This is a genomic window from Sideroxydans sp. CL21 (genome assembly GCF_902459525.1).
GTDB lineage: Bacteria > Pseudomonadota > Gammaproteobacteria > Burkholderiales > Gallionellaceae > Sideroxyarcus.
This window is the reverse complement of the sequence record NZ_LR699166.1, coordinates 1034995-1052362: the sequence shown is the minus strand read 5'-3', so window position 1 is coordinate 1052362 and position 17368 is coordinate 1034995. Positions and strand designations below refer to the sequence as shown.

General features: G+C 52.6%; 14 protein-coding genes and 1 riboswitch. Of the genes, 4 read left to right on the top strand and 10 right to left on the bottom strand.

Annotated elements, in window-relative coordinates:
• Positions 1-144 precede the first annotated feature (144 nt).
• The 7 genes from QOY30_RS05005 to QOY30_RS04975 all read right to left on the bottom strand — a co-directional run bounded on the left by QOY30_RS05005 (position 145) and on the right by QOY30_RS04975 (position 8902).
• Positions 145-1695, bottom strand: coding sequence for a ShlB/FhaC/HecB family hemolysin secretion/activation protein (locus QOY30_RS05005; RefSeq protein WP_283743535.1), 1551 nt, complete (start codon positions 1693-1695; stop codon positions 145-147).
• Between the two features lie 582 nt (positions 1696-2277).
• A complete protein-coding gene (locus tag QOY30_RS05000; RefSeq protein WP_283743534.1) occupies positions 2278-3702 on the bottom strand; it encodes a type 2 periplasmic-binding domain-containing protein in 1425 nt (474 codons plus the stop codon).
• Between the two features lie 104 nt (positions 3703-3806).
• A complete protein-coding gene (locus QOY30_RS04995) occupies positions 3807-4679 on the bottom strand; it encodes a PEP-CTERM sorting domain-containing protein (RefSeq protein ID WP_283743533.1) in 873 nt (290 codons plus the stop codon).
• Between the two features lie 111 nt (positions 4680-4790).
• A riboswitch (cyclic di-GMP riboswitch) is annotated at positions 4791-4872 on the bottom strand.
• Between the two features lie 418 nt (positions 4873-5290).
• On the bottom strand, positions 5291-6067 hold the full coding sequence (locus tag QOY30_RS04990) for a type II secretion system protein (RefSeq protein WP_283743532.1): 777 nt from the start codon (positions 6065-6067) through the stop codon (positions 5291-5293).
• A gap of 503 nt (positions 6068-6570) precedes the next feature.
• The gene (locus QOY30_RS04985) at positions 6571-7299 is read right to left on the bottom strand and encodes a DsbC family protein (RefSeq protein ID WP_283743531.1); all 729 of its coding nucleotides are present in this window, start codon (positions 7297-7299) and stop codon (positions 6571-6573) included.
• Positions 7292-8098: an XrtB/PEP-CTERM-associated transcriptional regulator EpsA gene (gene epsA, locus QOY30_RS04980; RefSeq protein ID WP_283743530.1), complete on the bottom strand. Its 807-nt coding sequence runs from the start codon at positions 8096-8098 to the stop codon at positions 7292-7294. Before epsA ends, QOY30_RS04985 begins: the two co-directional genes overlap by 8 nt.
• Positions 8099-8143: 45 nt before the next feature.
• Positions 8144-8902 carry an ankyrin repeat domain-containing protein gene (locus QOY30_RS04975; protein ID WP_283743529.1) on the bottom strand — a complete coding sequence of 253 codons (759 nt, stop codon included), beginning with the start codon at positions 8900-8902 and terminating at the stop codon, positions 8144-8146.
• A 159-nt stretch (positions 8903-9061) separates the two neighbouring features.
• On the opposite strand from QOY30_RS04975, the gene QOY30_RS04970 reads away from it, so the two are divergent.
• The 3 genes from QOY30_RS04970 to QOY30_RS04960 all read left to right on the top strand — a co-directional run bounded on the left by QOY30_RS04970 (position 9062) and on the right by QOY30_RS04960 (position 12332).
• Positions 9062-9346, top strand: coding sequence for a hypothetical protein (locus QOY30_RS04970; RefSeq protein ID WP_283743528.1), 285 nt, complete (start codon positions 9062-9064; stop codon positions 9344-9346).
• A gap of 126 nt (positions 9347-9472) precedes the next feature.
• Positions 9473-10807, top strand: a complete 1335-nt coding sequence (locus QOY30_RS04965) for an undecaprenyl-phosphate glucose phosphotransferase (protein WP_502958707.1) — start codon at positions 9473-9475, stop codon at positions 10805-10807.
• Between the two features lie 58 nt (positions 10808-10865).
• Complete coding sequence (locus QOY30_RS04960) at positions 10866-12332, top strand: mannose-1-phosphate guanylyltransferase/mannose-6-phosphate isomerase (protein WP_283743526.1); 1467 nt, start codon at positions 10866-10868, stop codon at positions 12330-12332.
• Between the two features lie 263 nt (positions 12333-12595).
• On the opposite strand, the gene QOY30_RS04955 is transcribed toward QOY30_RS04960, so the two are convergent.
• Positions 12596-13711, bottom strand: a complete 1116-nt coding sequence (locus tag QOY30_RS04955) for a nucleotidyltransferase family protein (protein ID WP_283743525.1) — start codon at positions 13709-13711, stop codon at positions 12596-12598.
• Between the two features lie 389 nt (positions 13712-14100).
• Here QOY30_RS04955 and QOY30_RS04950 point away from each other — a divergent pair, with 389 nt between their 5' ends.
• Entirely contained in the window at positions 14101-14577 is a 477-nt protein-coding gene (locus QOY30_RS04950) for a PEP-CTERM sorting domain-containing protein (RefSeq protein ID WP_283743524.1), read from the top strand.
• Between the two features lie 27 nt (positions 14578-14604).
• On the opposite strand, the gene galE is transcribed toward QOY30_RS04950, so the two are convergent.
• Both galE and QOY30_RS04940 read right to left on the bottom strand, forming a co-directional pair.
• Positions 14605-15618 carry a UDP-glucose 4-epimerase GalE gene (gene galE / locus QOY30_RS04945; protein ID WP_283743523.1) on the bottom strand — a complete coding sequence of 338 codons (1014 nt, stop codon included), beginning with the start codon at positions 15616-15618 and terminating at the stop codon, positions 14605-14607.
• Positions 15619-15658: 40 nt separating this feature from the next.
• On the bottom strand, positions 15659-17158 hold the full coding sequence (locus tag QOY30_RS04940) for an FxDxF family PEP-CTERM protein (RefSeq protein WP_283743522.1): 1500 nt from the start codon (positions 17156-17158) through the stop codon (positions 15659-15661).
• Between the last annotated feature and the right edge of the window lie 210 nt (positions 17159-17368).

Here is a 17368-nt window from a genome sequence, read left to right as displayed (position 1 = left end):
ACTTCCCCCACCCTAGCCCTCCCCCGAAGGGAGAGGGAATTAAAGCCTTCCTCCATAGCAAAGAAGGACTAGGCTTCCCTCTCCCATCGGGGGAGGGAATGAGGGAGGGGGCAAGGCCATCGACCTTCATCGAAACGTCAATAACTAAAACGCCAAGCTCGCCCTGAACCCCACACGCGGTTCCCCCGCCGGGGTGTAAGCCGTACTCTTGCGCGGCCAACCCACATCCAGCCTCATGTTCAAATACGTCCAGGCCTGAAACCGCAACCCGACACCGACGCTGGTCAGGTTGGCTGTTTCTGCCTGCGCAGGCAGCGCACTTCTCACCCGCAGATGCGCCGCATCGATGAACGTCAACATGCGCAGATCGTTCACATCGCCCTCGGCCCACTGCGGGCCGCGCAGTTCCAGCGTGCCGTGCGTGCCGTCGTCACCTGCTTGCTCGGCTTCCCTGTAGCCGCGCACACTATCTGCGCCGCCACCCAGAAATTGCTCGGTGTTGATCAACGGGCCGCTGGCCATCTGGCCATCCAGCTTGGCGTACAGCGACGTTCCCCAGAACAGGGTCTGGGTGCGGTCGAAGCCGCCGCGCAAATAAAAATAATCCGACGTGGCGCCATAGCGGTTGCACTCGAACTCCGATACCGTCTGCCCGTTGCAACTCGTCATCTTGTCGCCCACGCCGCGCAAAGTGAAATTGAGCGTGACATTGGCGGTGGTCATCCCTTCCGTTCCCGGCAGGGTGGCGTTGTAGCCCACCGAGAACGGGATGTAGCTGATCGGCGTGTGTCCGGTGTTCGTACTGGAAACCAACAGATCGTTCTTGAAATTCTTGTAATCCACGCCCAACGTGAAGCTATGAAACAAGTCCGGCTTCGACCACAACGGCAACACCCAGCGCGCACCAGCAATGTTGCCTTGCCCCAGCATCGTCAAATCGCCCAGGGCTGCCACGTTACTGTGCGAAGAGACCGCGTACATCGCCAACTGATTTCCGCTTGCCAACGGGATCAGGTAAGTAGCGGACAGCACACGTATCTGATCCCATTGCTGCGGTGACGTCTGGTACTGCAGCGACAGGCTGTGTTCCTGCTGCCACAGGTTGTCGTAACGCAACATCCCGGTCAGCCGCTGCGAAGAGGTACTGGGGGCGGCGTAATTGCTCATATCGAGGCTGCCATGCAACGGCAACTTATCCTCAACCTTCAAATCCACATCCACCGTGCCCGGCGTCTTGCCCGGACGCAGCACCGGGGTCACCCGCAGATCGGCTGCGCGATTCGCGTCCGCCATTTGCTTCTGCACCCCGGGAAAATACGGCACGCTGTTCTGCGCCAACTCCGGCACCTTGGACAGGATGCGGCCCAGATCGTAATAATGGGAACCCACGACGCGCACTTTTTCTACACTGCCTTCCGCCACGGCCAGGCGCACGATTCCGCTGGTGATGGTCTGTTCGGGAATATCCACCAGCACCGTCAGGTAGCCTGCATCCCGATACGCTTTCTCCAGCGCACTGCGTGCAGCCTCCACGTCGGCGATGGTTTTGTCCTCGCCGAGATACGGATACACAGCCTCTTCAATACGGGTTGCAGACAGCATCCTGTTTCCTTCGATGCGATACTCCATCACGTTGAAACTGTTCTTTCTTGCGGGGGCTGCCTCGGGTACCGGCTCTGCCCGGCTGGTGCACATAAGCAAGAGTCCTGCACACAGCCATAAAATGGGGGTCAATCTCATCAATTCGTTACCAAAATGCGCCCTATCAATTCAACGAATTTGACGCTCATCACTGCAGGCCCATAAATGCCCGCCACAACATTTCGCACGCAATAAACAGGCGCCAGCAATCCAGCCTGTCCCCGATAACTGAAAATCCGTTCGCCCTGAGCTTGATAAAACTACTAGCCATTCGACTAGGTTGCCAAAAAACCTCAACCAAGTCGCTGGTTATGCCGAAGGGACGAACGACGCTCAGACATGCTTGCCGAATGGTCGGTGAACCCACGTCCGGACAACGTTCTTTGCAACTAGCGACTCTAGCGGCCCAACATGAATATAAATATACAAATGGGGAGAATTGACTAGTCCGAACGGACTAGTACCGTGCTAACTTCAGGCGTTGAAAGGTCTGGTGGCAAAATAGGGACTGACATTTCTGCAACAAACCACCGGCCAACCGCTCGAGAAATTCAAGGATCGTCTTACCCAACCCAAAAAGAAAAACCCCGGCATTGCGCCGGGGTACTCAGGAGACAGGCCAAATAAACGAACTGCTTATTGCACTTGGATTGCAGGCTGGCAGCTGTTGGACTTGCTGGTGCGCATGACCGGGTTGGTAAAGGTGCCGTCAGCATTCAGAGTCGGGTCGAAGTTCAGGTTGATCGGATCAGCCAAAGCTGCAACGCCTGGTACGGGTGGAACCTTGGTTGTACCGAGGATGGTCTTGTTGCCTGATTGCGCGGCCATGGCGTTGAAGAATGCCAATTGATTGCCAGCCAGAGGAGCGACCGTGCCTACTGTTCCTGCACGCTTGTTCCAGGAGTTGTTCACAACAACATCATAGCCACCCAAAGAAGCGTTTACAACGGAAGGAACCGCTCCGCCGATGCTGATAGGCTGATACAACTCAGTAGTCTTGGTTGCATAGCCATTGATGAGGGCATTCGTCAAAGGCTGGGGCGGACGATCCAGACCCATCAGACCGATGGCACGGCCACCTGCTGCCAAAGTGATGTGAGTTGCGTCAACGGCATGCACAGCGATCGCACCGCTGGTGATATCGATAGTCGCACCCGCTGCGAGACCATTCTGAGCAGCTGTCATGCAAGAACCCAGCGCGCCGGAAGAAGTGTTCTCGATCACTGTGTAGCCACCAGCAACCGTTGCGAGATAAGATGCAGGACCTTGTGGTAATGAAGTGCAAGGGAAACCGAAGAAGAAGTCGTTGATCGAAGCCTGTGTACCCGACCCGGCAGTGCGTTTGCAAACAATAACGGGACCTGCTGCGTAAGTTGCGTCAACGAAGCTCCAGTCAGTGGACAAACCGCCCATCAAGCCGGTTACCTGTGCTTTGGTGAGGTTGGTGATGCCGGTGTTAGGAGTAACAATGATGGACATTGGCTGAGCCAGTGTGGCTTGGGCTGTCAGCGCAGCGATGATGGCCGGCGTAGCCGGTGCAGTACCTGCCGGTACGTTGATACCCACGAACATGGCTGGCTCTACGTCGGAAACACCTGCATCAGGCACTGCCCCAACTGCGCCAGTACAAGACCACAGCGGTGCGCCCGTGACAGAATCAACGCCCACAGCGGCTGCGCCGCAAGTGGTCAGATCGATTCTGTTTACATTTTGAGCCAAAGCCACGGGAACCACACCCATGATAGAACCGCCCTTGGCAGTTTCATACACAACACCGGTCTGCCCAGCCAGAGCAGCACCCGCTGCAGCCGAGAACGTACCGGCATAAGCGCGATAGTTGTTGCCGGAAGGAACTGTTGCAGAGCCGTCTTCAAATACGCTCACTGTGCCGGCTGTGAAAATACCGTTGGCGATCTGGCCGATCGTATTCTGCAAGGCAGAAGAACCGGAGATGAACAACTGATTTGTTGAGGCAGCAGCTTGAGCGGGTGTCGGGGCTGCGGCGAATGCCTGGCCGGCAAAGGCCAAGGCGCATACTGCTGCGATTGCTTTCAATTTCATTTTATTTCTCCAATTTGGGAATGACATTAAATTAAATATTCAGTGGTGCTATTCACTTGCATCACCCCTGCCTCCACTTCAAGGCAGGGGCTGGCTACGCAACCTTAAGCAAAGGTCATGCTGCTTTCGTTATTACGACGACGTGTTGCGATGAAACCAAGCAATCCCAAACCGCTCAACATCAACAGCCATTCGCCGGGTTCCGGAACTGCAGCTACGGCGTATGACAACGCGCCGTTTGTGCCCAGCGTCCATGTTGCAGCCGCGCCTGTCGAATTCAGGAATTGCAGGTTCGTAGAACCGGCATAAGCGCCACGGCTGTTTTGTGTCGGGGTCACGAAGTAGAAGCTTTGGCTTGCGCCGAGTGCTGCGGTATTGGTGAACGGAACAGCTCCAGCGAAGCCGTTGGCAACGGAATTACCCATATAAGCTGCACCCGCATAACCTGCCGGAGTAGTGATGGAAATTGTACCTGCAGGAGCCGCAGTCAACATTGTGTTGACATCAGCGAGGTATGTGCCATTCATAACTGTAGCTGCAGCTGTAAAATTCGGTGCAGTTGTATTTGCAACGGCTGCTGTGCCACTGTTAGTAGTGCTAAGAATACCAGAGGTGCCATAAGCAATCCCAGGCACAGATACAGCAGCAACGGACCATACATAAGCATCTGTAGTTTTGGCCAGGAAGCTGGTCAAAGTGGCATCGCTAAAGCTGAAGTTACCTTGAGTTGAAGCACCGGAAATAGCGGGAACCTTGGCTGTGCCACCAAAGGTAATGCCATTCAGGAAGCTCTGCATGGTGACACCCAGATTGCCGGTGTAGGAAGTGTTGGCAGTTGTATCCCAAACCGACAGAACCAGATCGTTGGCAAAAGTACCGCCATTGACGATAGTGTCAGTTGCTGTAGCGTTTGCCTGACCAGCAACAGCCAGTGCCAAAGCACCTGCCAGTACGGTCATATTCATTTTCATTTTCATCGTAAATCCCTTTCAATAACTCCCTGATGAGGGAGGTCTGTTAAGAAAGCCCGAAACCGCAAGCGGTTTCACAGCCATTCAAGTTACGGACAACGCATCGCCCGCTACTGCATGTGCAACCCGGCCATCTCCACTTGCGTCGAGATCCGTGGCTTTCCGCCCCCGCCTCGCAACGGGTTTAGCCTTAACAACTGACCCACAACATTCCTGTGCAGCCGACCGCAAATCTACCGAGTGGTCATTACAAAGTTTCGGTCTGAAAATGCATTTGGCATGAGCCGTTCAGACTATTTTGGTGCGTGCCTGAACGGCTTTCAGGCGAGTTGCACATTAGCGTGGCAACATGAAAAGAAATGTTCAAAAAAAATATCTTCTCTAGTCCGAACGGACTAGGTTTTACTAGTCCATCCGGACTATTGAACGTGACACTCGGGTGCTGACAGACAGGTATTGGTGCCGGTGAAACGAGAAATCAGATCTCAATGGAAAAAATCGGTAGGCTTGATATCGGAGAAAAAAATACGGGGTCAACGTAAATTCCGCAGTTGCGATTCAACTGCGGGATTTACGTTGCTACGTTTAGATGCGCGTTGATTCCAGCGCGATTCGGGTTATTGGTATTGAACTGCCAGAGGGGGCATGGATGCGGCTCCATCGCTGCTCACGCAGATGGCGTTGCGTGCCCTGGCCGACGCCATGCAAGTCGCCCCGGCTGCAGCGCCAAACTTGGCGCCAATATTCGCGCAGATTGTCGCATCGGTGCTGAACGTGATCTGGCAATAGTTTTGTTTGCGCGGGTCGGCAGTGGATCCTGCCGGCAGCGGTTGCACCGGTGGTACCTGGTAGGCGGGTGGTAACGGGTTGGCGGGTGGCGGACTAGCGGGCGTGGCGGCTGAAGCCAGGGCGTTGCCGTTGGGGTGATAGACGAATTTCCATTCCGAATAGTGTTTTTTTCCGGCGAACGCTTCACATCCTCTGCCGAAATTGTTTTTTTTGATCGGCTCAATTTCGGACAGGCTATACACGCCGACAATACCGCCATCCGCGCCTTTGATCAGCCCCCATTGCCTGGTGCCGGTGATGGGATCGGCAAATATCTTGCGCAGATAACGTGTGGTGTTGAGATAGCGCTTGTCCAGCACTAAATCTTCGAGCTTCTTCGGGAACTGTACCGCTCCGCTGGGCGTATTTTGATTGTAGGCCGTGATCGCCTGGCTGAACTGGTTGCCGATGAACAGCAGTTGCTGTTCCTTGGCACGCTGCTGCGCTGTCTTCCAGAAAGTGCCGATCGTGGCGAGCGTCACGCCCATGATGGCGACCAGAATCAGCAGGCCGATGTAGGTGAAGCCCGCGCTGCGGCAATATAAAGGCGTGTGCTTCAACGACATGCTAGTCCTCGGCTTATCGGTTGATCCGGCCTAATTGATCCGGCCGATTGAAGTCCGGCATAGTCCGGGGCCGGTGATTTCAACTCAAATAGTCCATTAGCAAAATCTGCGTCACTCCGGCGCAGGCCGGAATCCAGATGATTAAAAAATTCCCACCCTTCGACAGGCTCAGGACAGGCTGACCTTCGGTCAAGTGAAGCAACATCATGGTTTTGTCGGCTTCGCGGCATGTCTTTATGACTGGATTCCGGCCTGACCAGAGGTGAGCCTGTCCTGAGTTTATCGAAGGGCCGGAATGACGGTCTAATGAACTATTTGGGTTCAATCGACTGGACACCGGCACCCTCTCCTCAATCCTCTCCCAGCGGGAGAGGACGCAGCCGCTCCTTCTCCCCCGGGAGAAGGTTGGGATGAGGGTGAAAATTCAACGAGCTATCCCTCACCCTAACCCTCTCCCAGTAGGAGAGGGAACTTGTTCAGCGTTTCCTTGATCAACCTAATATCTAAGGTTGCGGCGCTGACGCATCCAGCATCTTGGCGATTTTATCGGTCGGCTGATTTCCAAACAGCAATTTGCCGTTGCTGAAAACGATGCCTGGCGTGCCGGTGATCCAGTTTTTTGTGGCGATCTCGGCGATATCCTTGATCGGCGTCTGACAGTCTGTGTTGCTGCCTTCGGGTTCCTTTTGCAGCAACAACATGTCGTTCCAGGCCTTGGCTCTGTCTTTGGCGCACCAGATCAATTCCGCTTTGCGCATGGCGCCCGGATGCAGTTCGGCGAGCGGCAACAGAAATGTGTAGATGGTGACGTCGTTCACGCCTTCCAGTTGTTTTTCGAGTCCCTGGCAATACGGACACTCGGGATCGGAAAACAGGGCGAGTTTGCGCGTACCGTTGCCTTTGACCCTGACGATGGCTTTATCGAGCGGCAATTTTGAAAAATCGATCACAGTGATCTTGTCCTTTTCCTGCTGGGTCAGGTTCTGTCGATTTTTGAGATCCACCACATTGCCGAAAAATCCGACTTCGCCCTTTTCATCGGTATAGAAAATGCTGTAGCCGTTGGCGACAACCTGATACAGACCGGCATAGGGCGATTTGGAGATGGAGACGATCTTGATGTCCGGCGCATTTTCCGTAATGGCCTTTCTGATCTCTTGTTCGCCGCCACAGGCGCTGTACATTACGGACAACATGATCAATACGCTTGCGATACGGGCCAATTCAGACATTGCTTTCTCCCTGGATTTCATTTTTCGATATTAAAAGGCCCATTTTCAAACCAATGGTGACGGCATGGCCGCGCGTTTTTACTCTGAGTTTTTTCATGATGTTCTGCACATGATTCTTGACCGTCAACGGACTGAGAAAAAGTTCTTCCGCTATAACCTGATTGGATTTTCCCGCCATCAGAAAGTGCAGCACCTCTGTTTCGCGTTTGCTCAACAGCATGGCATTTGGAAAATATGCCTGGGTTTTGAATCCCTGATGAGACACCACACGGGAGAATGTCGATTCCAGAATGGGTGCCAGTACCTCGAGGATATACATGATGCGAGGACAGAGTTCTTCACCGATACGGGCAAAACAGAAATAGCTCTTCAGCTGACCGTCCGTGCCGCGCTGTCCATAGGCGGCGACATTGCGCAATTCGCTGCTTTCGAGCAACGGCAACCATGCCTCATCGCAACCGCCGATGGAAATGCCGGGCCCCAACAAACAGGGCCCGCCGGTCTTGCGCGTTAGCGACATCATCTGTGTGAACAAGCCGTTCACCGGATCGCACACGGCATTAAAGTGTTCCAGCCGGAAGTAGCGAGTGCTTGAGAATCGATAACATCGCATCTTCGAATCCGCGCCGGAAGCAATTCCGCAGATCAGGATTTCGTGCGACAGCAAATACTGCAATTCTCCCTGAACCCAGGAAAAGAATTGCTGCTCGTTCGATACGCGCAAGGAGCTATCGACCACTGAAGCCAGCCGCGACGGCTCTTCTCCTACCAGCATAATGTCATCTCTAGATCGGTTCATTTGTTCTGTGGTTTCTCCTGGTTAATGCGCTTTGGCAAGCGAGCATCAATTGACTGCCCCTGCCTGCACAAGAAGCGGCACGATATCTTTTCTGTCCATGGCCTTTGCCCAATGCAAGAGCGTGTAGCCATTATTCAAACCTTCGACGACCGTTCCGGCCCGGATCAGTCGTTTCGCAACATCGTCGTGCCCTTCGAAAATGGCGTAATACAAGGCCGTGTTGCCATCCGGATTCCTTGTACTGGCATAAGCTTTTTCGGCAAGCAGGGTTTCGACATAATCCAGACGCCCGAGCTGTGCCGCAACCATCAACGGTGTTTCGCCCGTGTTATTGGCAATATCCGTTCTGGCACCCGCATCAAGGAGAATTTTCAGGTTCTCGTCGCGTTGGGCACGTATGGCTCTCAACAGCGGCGTTTCTCCCTCATAGTCATGCACGTTCAGGCGCGCGCCGGCTTCGATCAACATCCTGACGATCCCGGCATCCCCGCGCATCGCCGCGGCACCAAGCGGCGTAAACCCGATACTTCCCAATACATTGACGTCTGCGTGCAACTCGATGAGTCTGCGCACCATATCGCGTTTGCTGTGATAGGCCGCCATCAGGATCGCCGAATTTTGGCCATGGTCGAGCGCGTTCGGATTCGCACCCATGTCCAGCATCATCTTGAATATTCTAAGATCGCCACGGCCTGCCGCCGATATGAGATTCAAGTCGTCGTATGTCGTTGCAAAAGCGGGCACACTTGAAGCCAGAGAAAACAATATCAATACTGAAGGACATGCCAATTGCCTGATCTTCATATTTCACCCGGAAGATGGACCTAAATAATTATTGAACTGGATCGTTAACAGGTTTTTTTACACAGCGTGCGATTCTATTTTTCTTGAATGTCATACAAATTAATTCTTTGTGACAAATACATAACCGCGACTAGTCCTTTTCGCATCAATGGACTCTACGTGTTGCGTTTCGCCGTGCCGGAAACACCGGATGGATTATCTCGCTTGAAGTGGCGATACGTTGCATTGACACGCCGCTGTAATCAATATTTCAAATACGACGCAGTCCGCTCCCTGTTTGCGCTGCAGTCTGTAATCTTCAAACAACTTGGCTTACTCCACAAAAACGTAACATTCTTCGTGGAAGATTGCGCTCCCGGTTCCAAAGTCGCTTTTATCCATATTTCTTTTTTTCCGGTGGCGGCTGAATCGGCAAATGTCGGCTACACGAGATGTTTCACTTGAGATTGCGTAATTATTTTTGTGTCTCAGTAATGTTCAACTCTGGAAATCATGACGACTCAAACTAAAGCACCCCCTTCTTTCCGGCGAACCGCCTCCATTACCATCGACCGGTCAAGTCTGTTGAACCTGGTCGGGGCGTTCATCGATCCTTTGACTGCCATCGTTACGCTCTATTTCCTTGTACTGATACACAATACAGAGTTGACACCGCCCTATTTTATTCTTTCGCTGTTGATGTTCGCGATCAGTTTCCCCGGCGATGCGCAACTGCATTTGCCAATGCTGCGCAAGATCAGCCATGTCTTGTTCGATTGGGTGGTCAAGGTCGGTTTGTTGGCATTCTTCGGTTACGCCAGCCACTATCTGTCATATTTTGATACCGATATCCTCATTGCCTGGTTCTGGTTGGCACCCGCAAGCCAAATCGCGGTTCAGCTTCTGGTACGTCAGGTCGCGCCATCTATCCTGAAGCTTCAGGGGGAAATCAAATATGCCGTCGTGGTCGGCGTCAATGAACAGAGCATGGAACTGGCACAGCGCCTAAAAGAAGATCCGTATTCGAACATCAGGATACTTGGGTTTTTCGATGACCGCGTTGTCAGCCGTCTGGCTCATCCCTACGAACGTTCCGTCCTGGGCAAAATCCGCGAGCTGCCCCAGTTCGTCAATGAAAACAAAATTCCGCTGATCTACCTGTCAATGCCCATGTCTACCCAGCCGCGCATCATGTCCTTGCTGGATGGATTACGCGACACAACTGCCTCGATCTATTTTGTGCCGGATATTTTTGTGACCGACCTGATCCAGGGGCGGCTGAGCACTGTATCCGGACTGCCAGTCGTCGCAGTCTGCGAGACTCCTTTCACCGGATTCGACGGCATCATCAAACGCTTGAGCGATATCATATTGTCGATCCTCATTCTCATGATGATCGCGCCTATCATGGCAATCATCTCGATTGGCATCAAGCTCACTTCGCCTGGCCCTGTCATTTTCAGGCAGCGTCGCTACGGCCTGGATGGGCATGAAATCGTCGTCTACAAATTCCGCTCGATGACGGTCACCGAGGACGGCCCCAACATTCCTCAGGCGCAGAAAAATGACCGTCGTATCACACCGCTTGGCGCATTCCTGCGCAAAACATCGCTGGACGAGCTGCCGCAATTTATCAATGTGTTGCAAGGAAAGATGAGTGTGGTCGGCCCCCGCCCGCACGCAGTCGCGCATAACGAACAATACCGCAAGCTTATCGATGGCTACATGGTGCGGCACAAAGTGAAACCAGGCATCACGGGGTGGGCTCAGGTCAACGGCTATCGCGGCGAAACTGAAGTTCTCGACAAGATGAAAAAACGCATCGACTTCGATCTGGATTACCTCAGAAACTGGTCTCTGCGACTTGATCTTTACATTGTTCTTAAAACCATCCAGGTCGTGATCAAGGACCGGTATGCATACTAATCGCCGCTCTGCTGGAGCAACGCCGACCTACATTTACTCAATTCAGGAAAGATAAATCATGCAGCTGATTCCAGTAATTTTAAGCGGCGGTTCCGGCACTCGCCTGTGGCCTTTGTCACGTGAAGAGTATCCCAAGCAATTGTTGGCGCTATGCGGTGATACCACCATGCTCCAGTCTACGGCCTTGCGCCTGGATGCTTCATTCAATGGGCCGGATATCCAGATAGAACAGCCGTTGATTATCTGCAACGAAGCTTCGCGCTTTATTACTCAGCAACAATTGCAACAGGTCAACGTGCACCCGCAAGGGATCATACTTGAACCCGTAGGCCGCAATACCGCACCGGCATTGACCCTGGCCGCACTATATGCGCTGGGCAATGACGGTGACCCGCTTCTTCTGGTCATGCCCGCCGACCACGTGATAACTCAATTGGCGGCATTCCGTCACGCGGCGAATCTGGCATTGCCATCGGCGCAAGAGGGAAATGTAGTCACTTTTGGCATCGTTCCCGATACGCCGGAAACCGGTTACGGCTACATACGAGCTTCGGACCAGTTGTCCGACGGTCTTTTCTCGATTGCCGAGTTCGTCGAGAAACCACACCTTGAAACAGCTGAGGGCTATCTGGCCAGCGGTCGGTATTTCTGGAACAGCGGTATCTTCATGGTAAGGGCTTCTACCTGGATCGAACTCATCGGAAAGTTCCGTCCCGACATTCTGCTGGCTTGCCAGCACTCTTTTACGATCGCCACTCGCGATCATGCATTCATTCGCATACCCCACGATGCATTTGCAAAATGCCCTTCCGACTCCATCGACTACGCTGTCATGGAAAAGATCGCCTGCCCCGCAGACGGCAATTCAAGGGCAGTAGTAATCCCGATGGATGCGGGATGGTCGGATGTCGGTGCTTGGGGTGCGCTGCTGGATATCGGCAAAAAGGACGACAATGGGAATGTTCTCAGCGAAAACGTAGTCGCAATCAAAAGCAACGGCAGCCTGGTCATGGCGAAAAGTCGCCTGGTCGCATGCATCGGTCTCGACAACATGATTGTCATCGAAACTCCCGATGCAGTTCTTGTCGCCAGTCGCGACCACATTGATCATATGAAAGATATGGTGTCGACGCTGAAAGCTTCCGGTCGTTCCGAGCCTGTCGTCCACCGCAAGGTGCATCGTCCCTGGGGCAACTACGACAGTATTGATAGCGGCCCACGTTTTCAGGTAAAGCGCATCGTGGTGAACCCCGGGGCGAGCCTCTCCATGCAAATGCATTATCACCGCGCCGAACATTGGATCGTGGTCACCGGAACAGCGCAAGTGACACGAGGGGACGAGGTATTGATTCTGGCGGAAAACCAGTCGACTTATATTCCTTTGGGAACTCCCCATCGTTTGAAAAATCCCGGTATTGTTCCTTTGGAAATCATCGAGGTGCAGTCAGGAGCTTACCTCGGTGAGGATGATATCGTACGTTTTCAGGATTATTACGGGCGCGAAGTAAGCACTGTTATCGAATAATATTGTTCCTTTTAACCCAAATGGTTTATTAGACCGTCATTCCGGCGAAGGCCAGAATCCAGTCACGAAAACATGCCGCGAAGCGGACAAAACCATGATGTTGTCCCACTTTCGTGGGGATATTTTAATCATCTGGATTCCGGCCTTCGCCGGAATGACGCAGTTTTTGCGAATGGACTATTTGGGTTAAAGGCTTCGCGCTTTTGGTAGTGCACAGCCGCAACTTGAATACGCACGCTTGATTTGACGGGGTGAGATATCCTTCATCGCCCCCGAGCATCTCCCCAGCGCTGTTGCGTACGGTCATCGCCGATGTAGTATGTTTCGCCGGAACGGTGTTCGACATAATAACTTGGCGAGACGATAGCTTCCTCGAACGTCATGTTGGCACTGATACGCGTGTATTCCAATAGCACGCTACGAACGACACGGGCATTCTTGCAAATGTGCGATCCGCGTGTGATCCAGGCCGGCCCGACGATCTCGGCACCCGCCTCGATGCACACACCGGAGTCGATATACACCGGCCCTATGATCTTGACGTGATCCCAGTCGATGCGTGTGTTGAGTCCCACCCAGACTCCGGGTTTGATTTCTTTGCCGGGCATCTGCATTTGCACGATCTCGCCGTTCAGTACTCGCTGCAATACCACCCAGTAATCGTGCACATGGCCTATATCGATCCAGTTGAAAAAGCGCTTTTGCGCATAAAAAGGCATGCCCTTTTCCGCGAGCATGGGAAATAGCTGGCTGCCAATATCGAACACCATGCCCGGCGGGATGAGGTTGATTACTTCCGGTTCGAAAATATAGATGCCGGTACTGGCAAAGTTGGAGCGCGCTTCTTCCGGCTTGGGCTTTTCCTGAAAGGCGACGATGCGGCCTTCCTTGTCGGTTTCGACTACGCCGTAGTTGCTGACCTCAAGATTCGGCACTTCCAGCGTAATGACGCTGGCCATCGCCTTTTTGGCTTTGTGTTCCAGCACCGCAGCTTCGATATCGAGGTCGATCAGCGCATCACCGCAGAGCACGATCGTGGTGGTATCGAAGAAGCCGCCAAAATCCTGGATTTTGCGCATACCGCCGGCGGAGCCCATCGCCTTCGGGGTGATCTCTCCGTATTCGTACTTTCCTTCAAAGGAATAGCCGATATCCACGCCCCAGCGACTGCCATTGCCGAAGTAGTTTTCGATCTTGTAATGCTTGTATGCGACGTTGACCATGATTTCATCGACGCCGAATTTCGCCAGATGCTCTATCAGATATTCCATGACCGGTTTGCCGAGAATGGGGATCATGGGTTTGGGAAGATTCTGCGTAAGCGGCCTAACTCGTGTGCCCTGTCCTGCGGCAAGGATCATTCCTTTGATTTTTTTCATATCGCTTTTCAGTAGTATCCGGCAGATCGCAATTCTATACCGAATGATATTTCAGATTTAAGCAGGGACGCACGGAGTGAATTGCCAAATCGGAAGCTGGTCCGAACGGCTCATATTGCACATCGATGTTGTACCAAAATTTGCAACATTCCAATCAGATAATACCGCCCCTTTTCCGGCAGGATCGACTGTTGTCATCTTTAATTATTGCGGAAATATCAATCATGTCCTGCGCAGAGTCGAAGGATCGGGTCGAACGAACTTTACCGGCGTTTCCTTGTCAGTAACGGCGCAGGTTTTCTCATTCCAGCGAGTACCGGAATTTTGCATTTTCAATTACCAGCCAACCATCAACGAATATTTTTACTAATCTTTATGGAGAGCACCTCATGAAACAGCATGCTAAGTTCCAGATAGCACTAGTTATGTTCGCCTGTTTAGGCCTTTTCAGCATCAACGCCACTGCCACGGCGTTGGATCGGCAATCTTCATCGATTTTCAATACTCAAGACTCAACTACTTTCAGTCACAACACCGCCGGTGACTTTACCAATTCCAATGTCCGCTTCATTTTCTCCGCGTCAGGCAAAGACGGCAACTTCACCTTTGCTGCCGACCCAAACGGCCCGAGCTTTGAAAGTTTCCTGAACAGTTCCAGACAGCACCCGGAACAAGATGGCAGTGAACCGCATATACCTAATATCGGTGACAGAGACATCAATCAGCACGAGTGGAATCGCGATGACGGATTTCCGGTAAGCCCAATACCGGAACCTGCCGAGTATATTCTGATGGCCTGCGGCCTGGCCCTGCTCGGCTTTGCTGCAAATCGCCGTAGAAATCGTCAGGGATTGGCAACCGATTAACAGGATTTCAAATACGCATACAAGCTATCATTTCCCGATATATCCGCGAGGATTTCTCGATTGCCAGTTCCAGGCATCGCGGCACATCGTCTCCAGATCGCGGACTGCTTGCCATCCCATCAACTCGAACGCTCGCGCCGAATCTGCATAGCAGGCTGCGATATCGCCTGGACGCCGTTCCGTAATGCGAAATGGAACGGCACGATCGCTGGCTTTCTCGAATGCATGTATGACATCCAGCACGCTATAGCCGCGCCCGGTGCCGAGATTGACGGTCAGCGTTGCCTTTTGTTTATCGAGCGCCTCCAAGGCGGCCAAATGTCCTACTGCCAGATCCAGTACATGAATGTAGTCCCGCACGCCGGTACCGTCGTGCGTGGGGTAATCGTTACCGAATACCATTAACTCCTCACGCCTCCCTATTGCGACCTGACTCACAAATGGCATCAGGTTATTTGGGATGCCGCTCGGGTCTTCGCCGATCAATCCGCTCTCATGCGCGCCCACCGGATTGAAATATCGAAGCAACGCGATGCGCCAGGACGAATCGGATTGCGCAAGATCGCGCAAAATATCCTCAACCATCAGTTTGCTACGACCATACGGGTTCGTTGCAACAAGCGGAAAATCTTCATGTATCGGCACTGCATGCGGATCGCCGTAGACCGTGGCGGATGAACTGAAAACCAGGCGCTTCACGCCAAATTCCGCCATCGTTTCAAACAGGGCAATACTGCCACTGACATTGTTGAAATAATATTGCAGCGGTTTGATTACCGATTCACCCACTGCTTTAAGACCCGCAAAATGAATCACTGCCTCAATCCGGTAGGAAGAAAACAGCTGCCGTAGCGCGTTCCTGTCATTCAAATTCGCAATAACATACGAAACCGTCTTGCCCGCGATTCTTTCAACGCGATGCAATGCCTCAATCCGGCTGTTGCTGAGATTATCGACAACAACCACCTCATGTCCTGCCTTGAGCAATTCAACACAAGTATGAGAACCAATATAGCCGGCACCGCCTGTAATTAAAATCATTTATTGAGTCCGAATCTTAAAATCATCACTATCTCAAGCTTCAAGCTCTGCCAGATACCGCTGTCGAAACATCGACTCCGCGTTGCTTCAAACTCAAAGTTGGGTGACGACTGGTGAAGCGGGGGAAACTCATGTTTCTCCATGAATACTGCAATAGTTGCAAACTTGCCCGGATAATAAACATTGAATTAGTGACAAAATAACGTTTCCACAAACGGCGCGGATCCGAGAAAAGACGATAGGACCATTCCAGACCGTTGCGCTGCATCCATACCGGCGCACGCTGCACCGTTCCGGCGTGGTAATCAAACGCCGCACCGACGCCTATCATTACCGCGCGAATGCGATGGCGGTGCGTTGCCATCCATTTCTCCTGTTTTGGACAACCCAGGCCGACGAACACGACACCGGCTCCGGATTCGTTGATGGCAGAAATGATCGCCTCATCCTCTGCCCCGGCCTCGCCTTCGACACGCAACGGCGAATAGACACCACCGATATGCAGCCCGGGAAACGCTCTCCGCAACTTCACGGACATCAGCTGCAGCGTTTCAAAAGTACTACCGTAGAAATACACCGCTTCGCCGCTACGTGATGCTTGGGCACAGTATTTCCACATCAAATCCGGACCGTTTATGCGCTCTTGCTTTGCAAAGCCCATCTTGCGCAACATCCATGCAATCGGCATTCCATCTGGCGTGGCCATATCCGCATGCCTCAACACATTCTTGAACCCTGCATCCTGAGTGGCCGTAATCACGGAATGAACATTGCAGATACAAACATAGCGCGACTCGCGCGCCTTGGCCCATGTTGTGATGCGATTCAGTGTTTCATCCCAGGACAGCGCATGGATGAAAGAACCTATCACCTTCGCACCCTCACGATATGCCCCGTGCATCCCGGACACTTCCCCAACATCATTCTGCCTGCGGCGAACGGCCACAAAACCGACAATAGCCAAGCCGATCAACATCAGCAACCATTCCGCAGCCTCGGGCACCGGTGAAATGTTAAGTGACCCTGCGTAGCTGCCCCCGGACGTTCCGACGACATCTCCCCTGACTTCCAGAATATAGTTGCCGGCACCCAAGGTGATCGGGCTAATCACAGCCATCGTTCCGGTATAGCCCGTCCCGGTTATTTGAATTGCGGTACTCCATGCTTCAAGCAGTCCACTGGGCACGCCCGTAGTAGTGACTGTCCCGCTGTAGAGTCTTGATTGGAGATTGTTAATGCCGAACAGATTCCCGAGGCTGATCGTGGATGCAATTGAGTCAACTGATGATGGAGAAATGCTGAACAGGTAATCATCATAAAATTGGTTTTGCGGCGCGAAAAATGAGTCTCCGAAAGACAGACTGACCGGCGCAGATTGCGCTCCCAAATCCGTCGTCGTTGCCATGGCATTTCCCGACAGTGCAAACAAGGCTGACAATCCGAGAACGATAAATTGTTTTGAAAACAAAATTCCATGATCCATGATTTCTCCAGTTACTTTGCAATCACTGCAAACAAGGGACACCCGAGTGGATGGCACTTTATAAAAGCAATATGAAACAATTTGTACGGAGAATTACGGATAGGCTAGTCCAAACGGACTATTACGGAATTTGGAAAAGCTGTAATAAAGCGGATACTGGCTTTTCAGACATTTATGGATTGGCGGTACGCCGTCGTATTCGGGGTTTTACCGATGTATTTAATTGACGGGACCTCTAGTAATTCAGATTTCGTCATTGCGGCGAAG

Bases quoted from the DNA above. Each gene is read 5' to 3' on its own strand.
- QOY30_RS05005 (WP_283743535.1), bottom strand. From the start codon at position 1,695: ATGTGCACCAGCCGGGCAGAGCCGGTACCCGAGGCAGCCCCCGCAAGA.
- QOY30_RS05000 (WP_283743534.1), bottom strand. From the start codon at position 3,702: ATGAAATTGAAAGCAATCGCAGCAGTATGCGCCTTGGCCTTTGCCGGC.
- QOY30_RS04995 (WP_283743533.1), bottom strand. From the start codon at position 4,679: ATGAAAATGAAAATGAATATGACCGTACTGGCAGGTGCTTTGGCACTG.
- QOY30_RS04990 (WP_283743532.1), bottom strand. From the start codon at position 6,067: ATGTCGTTGAAGCACACGCCTTTATATTGCCGCAGCGCGGGCTTCACC.
- QOY30_RS04985 (WP_283743531.1), bottom strand. From the start codon at position 7,299: ATGTCTGAATTGGCCCGTATCGCAAGCGTATTGATCATGTTGTCCGTA.
- epsA (WP_283743530.1), bottom strand. From the start codon at position 8,098: ATGAACCGATCTAGAGATGACATTATGCTGGTAGGAGAAGAGCCGTCG.
- QOY30_RS04975 (WP_283743529.1), bottom strand. From the start codon at position 8,902: ATGAAGATCAGGCAATTGGCATGTCCTTCAGTATTGATATTGTTTTCT.
- QOY30_RS04960 (WP_283743526.1), top strand. From the start codon at position 10,866: ATGCAGCTGATTCCAGTAATTTTAAGCGGCGGTTCCGGCACTCGCCTG.
- QOY30_RS04955 (WP_283743525.1), bottom strand. From the start codon at position 13,711: ATGAAAAAAATCAAAGGAATGATCCTTGCCGCAGGACAGGGCACACGA.
- QOY30_RS04950 (WP_283743524.1), top strand. From the start codon at position 14,101: ATGAAACAGCATGCTAAGTTCCAGATAGCACTAGTTATGTTCGCCTGT.
- galE (WP_283743523.1), bottom strand. From the start codon at position 15,618: ATGATTTTAATTACAGGCGGTGCCGGCTATATTGGTTCTCATACTTGT.